The sequence below is a fragment of the Microbispora sp. H13382 genome, from assembly GCF_014161445.1.
Classification (GTDB): domain Bacteria; phylum Actinomycetota; class Actinomycetes; order Streptosporangiales; family Streptosporangiaceae; genus Microbispora.
On record NZ_JABBXA010000002.1, the window covers coordinates 505,781 to 517,887 of the forward strand.

The window sequence follows — 12,107 nt, forward strand, 5'->3', positions numbered from 1 at the left end:
GGTACGCGACGGACGGCTGGCCGGCCGTGGCCGGTTAACTGTGCGACTTGCCGTGTTTTCCCGTTCGCACCTAGTGCGACATGACGCGAATATGAAGGCCATGCCGTAGGGGCAGGCGTTTGTTCTTGATGAACAGATCTCGGTCCGCGACGGCCACCTACATCCCGTGTTCATTCGGCATGGGATGGCTGCCGGTCGGCGGCGGCGCGGACGACGGTGGCCGGCCGCGCCGATGTCGGCGTCCTCTTGCCCGGCGCCTAATAGGTCTTACGACAGACGTGGGTGTGGATGCAATGATGGGTGGCCGGACAGGCGTAGATTTCGCTGGCGGCGCCCGTCGTCCAGGATCTCAGCGACTCCTGGTCGGGCTGCTCGATCGGGTCGGGTAACGCGGAAACCTCAGTATCGAAGGCGATTGGATCCGTCATGAGTTCGGCGCGGAACTCATCGTCGACGGTGGCCTGAAGTGCCATCATCCTGTCCATTGCATCTCCTTGATCGAGCTTCGGAGAAATGATCGTCCGGGCTGGGTCGAATATTCGCATCCGGCTTGCCCTCTCGTATTTTCAGTATCACCTCCGGTGCTACATGTGTTGCAACCGGGACGTAAACTTGTCGGCAAGATGGCGGCAGTGTTCAGCTCTTTGTTCCGAGGCCTTTAACTTTGTTTACGCGTTTCTTGTTTGATTGGCAATCGTGGCGGTATTGAATGGTCGCGTGCAGGTGCCAGGGGAGGTCCGCTCCGCGGTGACGGGCGGATAAGCCGGGCCGGCACGGGGTCAGGGAGGGCGGATGAAGCGCACACCGCTTCGCGCGCAGGCCTCTCGCCGGGCGGTCATGGCGGTGGCAACCCTCGCCGTGGCGCTTCTCGGCCCCCCGGCGTCTCCCCTCCCGGTTCCGGACAAGGACGGAGACTCCGCCCTGCGCGCGGTGCTGGCCGAGGCGGTGCGCCAGAACCACTATCCGGGGGCGTTGGCGCAGGCATGGAGTCGGGAGCGGACCTCCGACGTGGCGATCGGGGTCGGCGACGTCCGGAACGGCACGGCGCCGCGGCCTGATGCGCGATTCAGGGCCGGGAGCATCACGAAGACCTTCGTCGCCACCGCGGTCCTGCAACTGGTCGCCGAGGATCGGCTCCGACTGGACGACACCGTCGAGCACTGGTTGCCGGGCCTGGTCGACGGCAAGGGCAACGACGGCCGGCGGATCACCCTGCGGATGCTGCTGAACCACACGAGCGGCCTTTTCGACTACACCACCGACAAGGAACTGGGCCAGGCCTATGAGCGTGACCCGTCCCGCCGTCTTGTGCCGCGCGCGTTGGTCCGCGTCGCGGTCTCACATCCCCCGCTGTTCCCGCCCGGGGCGGCCTGGAACTACTCCGACACCGACTACGTCCTGCTCGGGATGGTCATTCAGCGGGTCACCGGCCGGCCGTACACGGAAGAGATCACGCGGCGGATCATCCGGCCTCTGGGCCTGCGCTCGACCTACTTCCCCGGCGGATCCTCGTCCATCGCCCCTCCCTACCTGCACGGCTACACGATGTCGGACTCCGGTGCCGTCAAGGACGCGACCGTGCTCAACACGAGCTTCGCGCCCGGATCCGGCGACCTGATCTCGACCGTCGGAGATCTGAACCGTTTCGCCTCGGCCCTGCTGGCGGGGCGTCTGCTGCCACAGCCTGTCCTGCGTCAGATGCTGACACCGGTTCCCGGATCCCGCGCGGGCTCGGATATCGACGAATACGGCCTCGGCGTGATCATCACGAAGCTCCCCTGTGGGATCACCGTGTACGGCCACGGCGGCACCCTCGATGGTTATCTCACCGGCGTGACCGGGCGGTCGGGCGGTACCCACACGCTCGCCTGGGTGATCAATGGCAGTTGGGGAGTGGAGAACCAGATCGCGCTGATGGACAAGGCCTACATCGCCGAGTTCTGCGGCAGCCGTCAGCCGCCGCGCCGGGTGTGGGAATGACATGCCTCGTCGCCGTACGGCACTGGGCCCGCACCGTCGTGACGATGCGGGCCCAGCGTGGTGGTCTCACTCAGGTGACACCGGGGTCAGTTCACTTGACGACCGCGAGGGTGTCGACGACACCGGCGCCGAAGAAGCTGTTGTCGTCGACGGTGCCGGTGCAGGCCGCGGTGTTCTGCGGGCACGGCTTGGGCACGGCCCGCGCCTTGAGCTCGTTGATCATCTCGGCCGGCGACCAGGACGGGTGCGCCGACTTCATCTGCGCCATGACGCCGGCGACGTGCGGGCTCGCCATCGACGTACCGCTCTTGGTGCCGTAGCCATCCACCCCCGTCCGGGTGTTCCACGTCGTCGAGTAGATCGACGAGCCGGGAGCCGCGACGTCGATCTTGCCGAGGCCGTAGTTGGAGAAGGACGACCGGACGCTGTCCAGCGTGGTGCCCACGCGCTGCAGGGACGCGACCGTCACGACGCCGTCGAGCTCGGCCGGGATGTCGTTGCAGCCGCTGTTGATCGTGCGCACGGTCGGCTTCGGCGCGTCGTTGGGGCTGCCCTTGTCCACGGTCTTGTTGGCCATGTCGTAGTTGGAGTTGCCCGCCGCGGCGACGTTGACGACGCCCTGCTCGGTGGCCCACCGCACGGCGCGCCGGACGGCCTCCTTGCTGGCGGCCTGGTCGGGCTGGTCGTCACACCAGAACTCGAACGGGTCGACGTAGTAGGAGTTGTTCGTGACGTCCATGTGCTTCAGGCCCGCCCACATGAAGCCGCAGACGGCGTACTCCGGGTAGATGAAGCCGTCGTCGTTGACGACCTTGACGGACGCCATGCGCACGTTCGGCGCGACACCGACGATGCCGATGTTGTTGCGGGCGGCGGCGATGGTGCCGGCGACGTGCGTACCGTGGTCGCTCGTCGTCGGACGCCAAGCCAGCGGCGTCTGGTCCGGACGGCCGACGTTGCTGCAGTTGACCGAGTTCGCGACGTCGATGTTGGCCTTGAGGTCCGGGTGTGTCGGCGAGATGCCGCTGTCGAGCACCCCGACGAGGACGTTGCGGTTGCCGTCGGAGATCGCCTGCGCCTGCGGAGCCTTGATCATCTGCATGTCCCACTGGACCCCCTCGTTGGGGTCGAGGCTCTCGCCGGGCTGTGGGTCGGACGGGATGTCGCCGTTGTCCGGCTTCTTGGCACCCTTCTTGTACCCGTTGGCGCCGGGGCCCCACGGCGCGGCCAGGTCGGCCGGCGTCCCCTCGGAGACCCCGGCCGTGCGGGTGGCGCCGACGGAGGCGACCGCGTTGCCACCCTTGGCGGTCACGTTCACGCGGAAGGCCGCACGGTCGGAGTGGGCGACGACCACGCCGATCTCGGGCCAGGACTGGACGACGACACCTCCGGCGGCCTCGACGGCGCGCTCGACGAGACGAGTCTGGCCGGGGTTGGCGATCCGGGCGTTGACGACGTAGCTCATGAGCATCCCGTCGGGGATGTCCACGTTGACCGGTGTAGACGTCGGCTCGTCGGTGGTGGCCGCGCTGGCCGAGCCGGTCGCGCCTCCGAGGAAGGCGGCACCCACCATGGCGAACGCCGCGGCGGTGGCCGCGAGGCGTCGCTTGGGCAGGGCATGCTGCATGGGTTGCTCCTAGAACGGTGAGACCGCGGCACCATCGCCGTGGTCTGGCTGGCTTCGGCGCCGAAAGTCCGAAATCGTCCTGAAACCAGCTTTTAGAGTTGGTTGGTGACGGTAACAGCTCGATCGTGAATTGTTCAAGAGTTCACCAGAGCGTAACGGCACCTGCCGGGCCCGGCAGCGGCCCATCCGGGCACGCCGCCGCACAGCGGCACGTACGGCGACGCCGTCCGGCGCGCGGGGGCCGGCGCGGGTCATGGGACGAAGAAGTACCGGGTCAGGTGGAAGAACAGCGGTGCGGCGAAGCACAGTGAGTCCACCCGGTCGAGCATTCCGCCGTGCCCGGCCAGCATCTCGCCCCAGTCCTTGGCGCCGAGCGAGCGCTTCACCGCCGACAGCACGAGGCCGCCGATCACTCCGGCCGCCACGATCGCGAGCGACATCAGCGCGGCCTGCCAGGGGGTGAACGGCGTCAGCCCGTGCAGCAGGACGCCGAGCAGCACCGCCGCCAGACCGCCCCCGACGAGCCCTTCGACGGTCTTGGACGGGCTCACCTTCGGCGACAGCGGCGTGCGGCCCCAGAGCTTGCCGCACACGTACTGGAAGACGTCGCTCGACTGCACGACCAGCAGGAAGAACAGCAGAAGCGGGCCGTTTCCGGAGTAGTAGCCGGGAATCTCCAGCATCAGCAGCGCGGGGGCGTGGCTCAGGCCGTAGACGCACACCATCAGCGCCCACTGGATCTTGGCATTGCGTTCGAGGAAGTCGGAGGTGTCCTGCGACAGCGCGGCGGCGGCCGAGACGACGAAGAACACGTAGACCGGAATGAAAATCGAGAAAAGCCCGTACCAGCGGAACCCGAGCAGCGCGAACTGGACCGGAAGCGCGACGTAGAACGCCAGCAGCAGCGACCAGTAGTCGCCGTCCTTGGTCGGGGTCAGCGTGACGAACTCGCGGAGCGCGAAGAACGAGCACAGCGCGAACAGCACGATCGTCGCGTGACTCCCCGCGACGATCGCGGTGCCGGCGACCGCGATCATGACCCACCAGGCGTTGATCCGCTGGTTGAGGTTCAGCACCGTCGTGTTCCCCGGGCCGGCGCGACGCGCCAGGACCGTTCCCACCGTTGTCGCCGCGGTGAGCACTGTCACCATTCCGGCGATCGTCATCCAGAAGACGTGCGGCATGTCAGGTTTTTCCGATCGTGATCACCGCGCCCCGAGCGCGTTCCAGGAAAGCGTCCTTCTCCTCGCCGGGCACCCGCTCGAGTGGCGCGCCGAACCCCACCCGGCACAGGAGGGGAACGGGGATCACCTTTCCCTTGGGCATGACGCGATTGAGGTTGGACAGACTCACGGGGACGAGCTCGACGTCGGGGAATTCCCGTGAGAGCCGGAATATGCCGCTCCGGAACGGCCCGGGCTCCGGCCCCGCGCCCCGGGTCCCCTCAGGGAAGATCACCAGAGAGGCCCCCTCCCGCAGCGCCTCCCGCAGCGGATCGAGCGGGTCACCCGTCCCCTGCCGCTGTCGTTCGACGAAGACGACGTCGAGCACGCGCCGCGCGACGAAGCTTCTGAGCGGTGAGGAGTCCCAGTAGTCGCGCGCCGCCACCGGCCGGACGCTTTCGCGGAGCCGTGCGGGAAGCGCGGCGAGGATCGCCATCGTGTCGACGTGGCTGGTGTGGTTCGAGAAATAGATCCGCTGGCGGCCGGTCGCCAGGGCGGACAGGTATCGGGGGTGGGCGCCGACGACGATCCGGACCAGCCAGACCAGCGCCACCCTGAGGAGACTAGACATCGGCAGCCCGCAATCTCCTGGCGATGGCGCGACCGCGGGTCCAGCACGTGACGGCCGAGCCGACGGCCACGACCACTGTCGCCGCCTTGAGCGAGTACTGCGTCGCGGTCAGGAGGGACTCGACCGCGCCCATCAGGCAGCCGGCCGACAGGACGGCCATCCGGTGCTGCTTCGCCATCGGGCCGAGGAACTCCTGCTCGAAGCCGAGCGCGCCCCCGAACACCCGGACATACGCGGTGGTCACGGCGAGAAGCGCGGCGAGCCACCCGACCTCCGGCAGCCCCGCGCCGTATCCCGCCCCGATGATGACGAGCGAGTCGGCGACGCGATCCGGGAACTCGTTGTACAGCGCGCCGGTCGGGGACTTCTTCCCTCCTTCGACCGCGACGAGGCCGTCCAGCACGTTGCACAGCAGCCTCAACTGGATGAGCACCGTCGCGGCGAGGCATCCGGCCCATCCCGGAGCCCCCGACAGCACCCATCCCGCCAGACCCGCGAACACCACACTGGCGCAGGAGATCTGGTTCGGCGTGACGGAGGTGCCGGACATCCATGAGGCGACACCCCGGACAGCGCCATTGGACCGGGATCTGACAGGCCGGCGTTGCAGCGTCATATCCGTCCTTCGCTGATTCGTTCGGAACCGGCGAGCGCATCGCCGGACAACTCTCTCGTCACTGGGCCAGCCGTATCCGTGCACTGCTGGAGGGCGGCTCATCGCCCTGCCGGACAAGACCCGTGAACTCGGTGATCATTAGTAGTTCCGGGCGCTTGACGACTGCTTGAATCCCGGTTACCAGCGGTAACCGAAGGAATGGCGGCGTCTCGGATCCATCTCGACTCCACACTTGTTGACCGTGAATTCTCCATCGGTCTACGTTTGTTGAGCGACATTCGCGGCGATGAAGGGGACAGCGTGCTCGCGACTCCACGGCAGCTGCTCGACTGTTTCCATCAGGCGATGCTGGACTTCTCGCCCGACTCGCTTGCCGATCTGTTCGCCGACGAGGCGACCTATGAGTTCGTGTTCTGGACGCCGCATCGCGGTCCGTCGCAGCGGTACGACGGGCGCGAGGAGATCCGTGCAGGCTTCAGGGCGGCCTGGGGGTCGGTGTCCGAGCCGCCGCTGACCGGATTTCGCGAGATGTGCGTTCACGAGACGTCCGACGCCGACGTGGTCATCTCCGAGGGCGAGATGGACGGCGTCAACCCGGCGACCGGGCAGCCGTTCTCTTCCCGGTTCGTGCTCGTCCTGCGAGCCCGCGACGGCCGTATCGTCCACCTGCGCGACTACTCCGACGTGCTGCGGACCGCGGCAGGGCTCGGGCGTCTGAATCAGCTCTTCGAGCAGGTGCGGGCCGAGTCCGCGCCGTGAATTCCGGTGCTGTGGCCCGGCGGGCGAGCGGTCAGGGCGTGTAGAGGAGTGACAGCGGCTGCGCCGGATTCCGCTCGCTCAACTGGGTGGCGGTGCGCCCGATGTATCGGCTCAGGGACCGTGCCAGGTGCGGCTGGTCGAAGTAGCCGAGACGGTGGATCACGTCGTGGACCGGCACGCCCTCCTGGATCAGGACCGCGGCCCGCCGGGCGCGGTCGATCTGCCGCACGGTGCCGCGGGTGAGCCCGGTCGCCGTCACGAAGCGCCGCTGCACGGTGCGTTCGGACACGTCCGGCGACGCGCCGCCGAGCACCGCGGCGACGAGCGGGTCGCGCTCCACGACACCCTCGCGCACCAGCCGCTCGACGAAGGCCTCGGCGTTGTCGTAGTCGGGCAGGTGCCACGTGGAACCCTTCAGCCAGAAGGACCCGCGCGTCACATCGGGGATCTCCGCCGAACCGTCCACGAGCCGGCTGACCGGAAGGTGGGGCATCGACGTGCCGAGAGAGAAGCTGATCCCGAAGAACGCGGCCTCCTCGGGAACGGGGGCCGAGCTCGCCTTCGACTCCGGCCCCTGGACGGACGCGCTGACCTGGCCGCGATGCTCCCAGAAGACCAGATCCCAATGCGCCGTCGCGACCGCCGTCATCTGCTCGACGTCGCGGCTGCTGCTCCGCCACACCCGCTCGATGTACGGCGAGTCGGACGACCGGCTCTCGATGTCCAGGCCCATCCGGGTCACACCCCCCTCAATCGCCCGTGCGCGCCGAACCTCGCGGAAGACCGGCCCAGATCATTTTCCCTGAGCCGGGCAAGGGCGCGACCTCACCGGTCTCACGGTCGCCGCGGGCACGGAACACCTGTTCGGTGGGGTCCGGTGCCCCGTCGTCCCGAAGGCGATCGGTGAGAAGGAAGTCGTCCAGTCCGAACTCGCCGGCGTGTTCGCTCTCGCTCAGGAAGAAGGTCCCGCCGGCGAGGTCGGGATCCCAGCCATGCGTCAAGGCGTAGTCGACGACTCTCCGCACATCCTTCGGAGTCGGGTAGGCGCAGTCGGTCGCGCACCCCCACGGCAGCACGGCCGTGGACAACAGATCCGCCTGGAGCACGCGGCCGTTCTTCCCGGCACCCCAGACGCGAAGGCGGACGCATCGGTGACAGTCACGCTCGCCTGCCACGTGATTGATCTGCGCCGTCCACGCGAACTCCCGGCCGCCTGCGTGCAGCCTCCGCAACCTCGTCCGCACGCTGATCACCCCACCTCGTCGATTTCATCCGATATCGCCGTACGGATGACCAACAGGAGTATTCGCAGCCCCCGAGGTGACTGGCAATCGGATTTCCGGACGGGTGGCAGATCGGACCGGAGTCAGAGGGCACCCGCCGGGACCCACACCGTCACCGGCGCCGCTGAGGGACGGATCACGGACCGCTCGGGCCGATCCGGGTGTTGCGGAGGTGCTCGTAGACGATCGACGTGCGGACGTCGGCGACTTCGGGCCGTTCGGTGAGCTTGTCGATCACGAACGCGTACAGGCTGGCATTGTCCGGCACCGCGACGTGCACGATGAAGTCCTCCGTGCCCGTCGTCACGTAGACGCCCAGGGTGTCGGGGAGCGCGCTGACCCAGTTGCGGAAGCCCTCGATGTTGCGCCGCGAGGGGGGACGTACGCGGATGGCGATGAGGGCCTGGACCGGACGCCCGATCGCCGCGAGGTCGACGTCGAGGATCGCTCCCCGAATGACGCCGCGCTGCCGGAGCGCCCGCGTACGGTCGAGTGCCGTGGTCGGCGAGACCCCGACCGCGGCGGCGACGTCACGGTTGGTCTTCCGTGCATCCGACTGCAGTTCCGCCAGGATCGCCTTATCAAGTTCGTCCATGCCCGCCTCTACGCCCCTTCTTCCGATATAAGTACGGATTCCTTGCAGTCCAATCGTATGGGTGCCTAGCATTTTCGCCGTACTGCCGGATGGATGAATAGGAGGCCGGGATGACGGCCGATGAAGGTGCGACCACGGGTGTCGGGTTCGCCCCCGAAGAGATCGACCCGGCCCTCCCGACCCGGGCGGCTCGCCTCAAGTGGGTGATCGTGGTCGACGGCGACCTTCCCGCGGGCCGTGCCGTGAACGCCGCCGTCTGCGTGGCCGCGGCGACCTCTACGGCGGTGACCGGGCTCCTCGGTGACGACGCGGTGGACGCCGACGGCGGTGCGCACCCGGGCCTGCCCTGGGCGGGGTGTTCGGTGCTGGCCGCGGACACCGCCACGCTTCGTGCCATCCGCACCAAGGCCGCGGCGTCCGCCGGCTGCTTCGTGGCGGACATGCCCGCCGCGGCCCAGCGGACGCGGGTCTACGCCGACTATCTCGCCACGATGAAGGAGACCGCGGCCGGCGACGTCGAGTATTACGCGGTCAGCGTGGTCGGGCCGCGCAACCGGGTGGACAAGATCGTGGGAAAACTGCCCCTGATGCCGTGACCCGGCATCCCGGCGACGGTCAGGAGCCGGGCGAGCGCAGGTGGCGGGTGTCCACCCGGTGCCCCGCATCCTCCAGTACGGCGACCGCCTCCTTGATCCTCGGCTCGGGCACGAGGACCAGGTCGGCGTGGAACGTCGAGGCGACGAACACCGGGACGGCCGCATCGGCCAGCGGGCCCACGATGGCCGCCAGCATGCCCGGGACGTCCAGGTGGTGTCCCGTTTCCCCGCCGTACAGGCCGATCCAGCGGTCGCCGGACCCCGTCGGCCAGGCCTCGCGGATCACGGTGAGGCCCTCCGGGGCGCGTACGAGCGCGATCCAGTCGTCGTCCTCGGGGAACGTCGCCTGCGGCAGGTGCTGGACGGCGAACACGGACGGCACGATGCCGAGCCGCTGGGCGGCGGGTGAGGTCATAAGGCGTGTGTAGCAGAGCCCTCCGACAACACACCTAGACCTGGGACCACTCGGTGACGGAGGCGACCAGCAGCGGCCCGGCGAAGGAGTCCGCGGCGAGGGTCACCCCGGTGATCCTGGCGGCGAGCGCGAACGCCTTCGGGAGCGCGTCGTCCCACCGCACGTCCCAGGCCGCCTTACCGGCCGTGGCGGTCAGCGGCAGCCCGACCCTGCGCATCGGCTCCTTCAGCCGATCGGGGTCGCTGCCCCGGCGGTTGACCGACGCGTGCGGCGTGAACGCGGTGACGATCTCGCCGTCCACGGCGTACAGGAAGCTGTGCTCGGCGTAGTCGTGGCGTCCGACGGCCACCGCCTCGCAGCCCTGCGAGAGGCGTGCCAGGTTCTCGCCCAGGGTGGTGTGCCAGCCGCACAACTCGACCATCACGCTCCACTCGCCGATCCGGGTGACGCCGACGTGTCCGCCGCCGTAGCCGCCGTCGGTCCCCTCGATGAACTCCGTGACCGCGTCGTCGAGTTCGCCGAGAGTCATCGAACCCACCGGTGCTCCGGCGGGATCGATACGGGCCGCGACCTCGGCCGGCTCCAGCCCGTGGAAGAACGACACGCAGAAGACGTCGCCCAGCGGGTTGTCCGCGGCTCCGGGCGGGGCCGCCAGCCACCGGAAACGGGCGAGAGCATCGGGCACGTGAGCCCCCTTGGTCATCTCGCGACGTCGTGGCGACCACCGCCCGCAGAACCGGGGCCGAGGCCGTTCGTCGCGTTCCTGTCCGCCGACGGCGGATGCCGTCTGCGTCAAGAGGATGGCGGCACGGTCCTGGAACCGGCTTGGATCTTGCTTAACGCCATGTCACGGCCCGGGGACGACCGCCTTCGAGAAGAGCCGGCCGCGGGCGAAGCACAGACGGTAGGCGCGGGCGGGATCGGCCTCCACGGTGTAGTAGGCACAGTCCTGGCCCTGTGGCGGGGCGGGGGCGCCGTCCGGCGGGCCGTCCCTGGTGAACGCGGGGAGCCGGGACCGCACGTCGTCGCGTGGTTCGCCCACCTTCAGCCGATCGTAGGCCGCGGAATCGAGGACGGAGAACGACGAGCTGACGAAGTGGAGGGGGATCAGGAGCACGAAGATCCCGGCCAGCACGGCCACGGGGACCACGACCGCCTGAGCCAGCCGCCGCCGCACCCGCCGGCGGGCGAGGTCGAGCTCCCGGGCCGACGCGGTCACGGGCATGCCGGGGCCCGCCGCCCGCGGGGGTCCGTCGTCCGCGCGCACGCCGTCGACGGGCAGTTGGGCGGCGACCTCGAAACCCCCGCCGGGGGCCGGGCCCGCCCGCAGGACGCCGCCGGCCAGCCGCACGCGTTCCGCCAGCCCGACGAGCCCCGAACCACCCGAGGCGAGGTCCGGCGGGGCGGCCACCGGGGCGGCGTCGTTGACCACGCGGAGCGTGACGACGCCGTCATCGGACGCGAGAGCGACGCGTACGGTCGCGCCGGGAGCGTGCTTGGCGGCGTTGGTCAGGGCCTCCTGGAGCACGCGGCGCACGGCGAGCGAGGTCATCGGAGCCAGGTCGCCGGTGCCGCCCAGGTGCTCGACGACGATCGGCACGCCGGAGTCTCGGGCGCGCTCGACGAGCGTCTCCACGCTCTCCTCACGCGGTGGCATCGCGTCGAAGGGCGGGGTGCCCTCGTCGTCCGCGCGCAGCACGCCGATGATCTCGCGGAGCCGCTCGGTGGCGGCCGCGGCGGCCTCGCGCAGTTCGCGTACGGCCGCCTGCTGCCGGGGGTCGAGACCGGGGTCGAGTTCCAGCGCGCCGGCGCGCACCGCGAGCAGCGTCAGATCGTGGCCGAGCGAGTCGTGCATGTCGCCCGCGATGCGCGCCCTCTCCCGCAGGCGGGCGCGGTCGGCGACGGCCTGCTGCTCACGCTCCAGCCGGTCGGCGAGCCGCCAGCCCGTGCGGACCAGTTCGGTGTGCTGGCGGCGCCACCGGCCGAGCAGCCAGGGTGAGACGACCGCGAGCAGCAGCGTGGCGAGCTGTGCGGGCCAGCCCCACAGGTCGCGCAGGACGAGCGCGGACAGCGGCAGCCCGGCGAGGGCGACGACGGCGAAGAACCACAGCGCCGGGCGGGCGCTCGCCATCCGGTGCCCGGCCAGGTAGCCGAAGATCACCAGCGCCGCCCACGTCCAGGACAGGGGGCCGACCATCTGCACGTCCAGGGCCAGGCTCACCGCCACCGGTACGGCCAGCGCCGCCAGCGGCCACCTGCGGCTCACCGCCGTCGCGGCCGCGAACAGCGGAACGGCCACGGCCGCCGCCACCCGCCGCGCGTCGACGTCCACGAGGACGCCGTCGCCGATGCCGTCGAGGATGCCGTCGACGACCGACGCGACCGGCGGCGCGGACACGGCCAGCCAGACACCGAGGTCGAGGAGACGGTACGTCCGCACCG

General features: G+C 69.5%; 14 protein-coding genes. 3 read left to right on the forward strand and 11 right to left on the reverse strand.

What is annotated here, in order from left to right; genetic code table 11:
* Nucleotides 1–257: 257 nt before the first annotated feature.
* A complete protein-coding gene (locus tag HHX41_RS06310) occupies nt 258–485 on the reverse strand; it encodes a cinnamycin family lantibiotic (RefSeq protein WP_169985488.1) in 228 nt (75 codons plus the stop codon).
* A gap of 445 nt (nt 486–930) precedes the next feature.
* Here HHX41_RS06310 and HHX41_RS06315 point away from each other — a divergent pair, with 445 nt between their 5' ends.
* Nucleotides 931–1,980: a serine hydrolase domain-containing protein gene (locus HHX41_RS06315; RefSeq protein ID WP_310741800.1), complete on the forward strand. Its 1,050-nt coding sequence runs from the start codon at nt 931–933 to the stop codon at nt 1,978–1,980.
* A 91-nt stretch (nt 1,981–2,071) separates the two neighbouring features.
* Here the strand turns inward: HHX41_RS06315 and HHX41_RS06320 are convergent, their stop codons facing one another.
* From HHX41_RS06320 to HHX41_RS06335, 4 genes are all read right to left on the reverse strand, one after another.
* A complete protein-coding gene (locus HHX41_RS06320) occupies nt 2,072–3,607 on the reverse strand; it encodes a S8 family serine peptidase (RefSeq protein WP_182905151.1) in 1,536 nt (511 codons plus the stop codon).
* 251 nt (nt 3,608–3,858) lie between these two features.
* The gene (locus tag HHX41_RS06325) at nt 3,859–4,791 is read right to left on the reverse strand and encodes a phosphatidate cytidylyltransferase (RefSeq protein ID WP_169985491.1); all 933 of its coding nucleotides are present in this window, start codon (nt 4,789–4,791) and stop codon (nt 3,859–3,861) included.
* Between the two features lies 1 nt (nt 4,792).
* Entirely contained in the window at nt 4,793–5,401 is a 609-nt protein-coding gene (locus tag HHX41_RS06330) for a 1-acyl-sn-glycerol-3-phosphate acyltransferase (RefSeq protein ID WP_169985493.1), read from the reverse strand.
* Complete coding sequence (locus HHX41_RS06335; RefSeq protein ID WP_220503757.1) at nt 5,394–5,951, reverse strand: CDP-alcohol phosphatidyltransferase family protein; 558 nt, start codon at nt 5,949–5,951, stop codon at nt 5,394–5,396. The genes HHX41_RS06330 and HHX41_RS06335 overlap by 8 nt, the downstream gene beginning before the upstream one ends.
* A 264-nt stretch (nt 5,952–6,215) precedes the next feature.
* Here HHX41_RS06335 and HHX41_RS06340 point away from each other — a divergent pair, with 264 nt between their 5' ends.
* Nucleotides 6,216–6,776, forward strand: coding sequence for a nuclear transport factor 2 family protein (locus HHX41_RS06340; RefSeq protein WP_182905153.1), 561 nt, complete (start codon nt 6,216–6,218; stop codon nt 6,774–6,776).
* A gap of 31 nt (nt 6,777–6,807) precedes the next feature.
* Here HHX41_RS06340 and HHX41_RS06345 read toward each other — a convergent pair whose 3' ends face one another.
* From HHX41_RS06345 to HHX41_RS06355, 3 genes are all read right to left on the reverse strand, one after another.
* Nucleotides 6,808–7,509 (reverse strand): helix-turn-helix domain-containing protein, encoded by a 702-nt coding sequence (locus HHX41_RS06345; protein WP_182905356.1) that lies wholly within the window; start codon nt 7,507–7,509, stop codon nt 6,808–6,810.
* A 16-nt stretch (nt 7,510–7,525) separates the two neighbouring features.
* Nucleotides 7,526–7,864 (reverse strand): hypothetical protein, encoded by a 339-nt coding sequence (locus HHX41_RS06350; RefSeq protein WP_182905154.1) that lies wholly within the window; start codon nt 7,862–7,864, stop codon nt 7,526–7,528.
* A 331-nt stretch (nt 7,865–8,195) separates the two neighbouring features.
* Nucleotides 8,196–8,654, reverse strand: coding sequence for an Lrp/AsnC family transcriptional regulator (locus tag HHX41_RS06355; protein ID WP_182905155.1), 459 nt, complete (start codon nt 8,652–8,654; stop codon nt 8,196–8,198).
* 110 nt (nt 8,655–8,764) lie between these two features.
* On the opposite strand from HHX41_RS06355, the gene HHX41_RS06360 reads away from it, so the two are divergent.
* A complete protein-coding gene (locus HHX41_RS06360; RefSeq protein WP_182905156.1) occupies nt 8,765–9,250 on the forward strand; it encodes a DUF2000 domain-containing protein in 486 nt (161 codons plus the stop codon).
* Between the two features lie 19 nt (nt 9,251–9,269).
* On the opposite strand, the gene HHX41_RS06365 is transcribed toward HHX41_RS06360, so the two are convergent.
* The 3 genes from HHX41_RS06365 to HHX41_RS06375 form a co-directional block, all read right to left on the reverse strand.
* Complete coding sequence (locus tag HHX41_RS06365; RefSeq protein WP_182905157.1) at nt 9,270–9,665, reverse strand: ACT domain-containing protein; 396 nt, start codon at nt 9,663–9,665, stop codon at nt 9,270–9,272.
* A 34-nt stretch (nt 9,666–9,699) separates the two neighbouring features.
* Complete coding sequence (locus HHX41_RS06370; RefSeq protein ID WP_182905158.1) at nt 9,700–10,350, reverse strand: DUF6461 domain-containing protein; 651 nt, start codon at nt 10,348–10,350, stop codon at nt 9,700–9,702.
* Nucleotides 10,351–10,512: 162 nt separating this feature from the next.
* Nucleotides 10,513–12,105 carry a histidine kinase gene (locus tag HHX41_RS06375; protein ID WP_182905159.1) on the reverse strand — a complete coding sequence of 531 codons (1,593 nt, stop codon included), beginning with the start codon at nt 12,103–12,105 and terminating at the stop codon, nt 10,513–10,515.
* Nucleotides 12,106–12,107 lie beyond the last annotated feature (2 nt).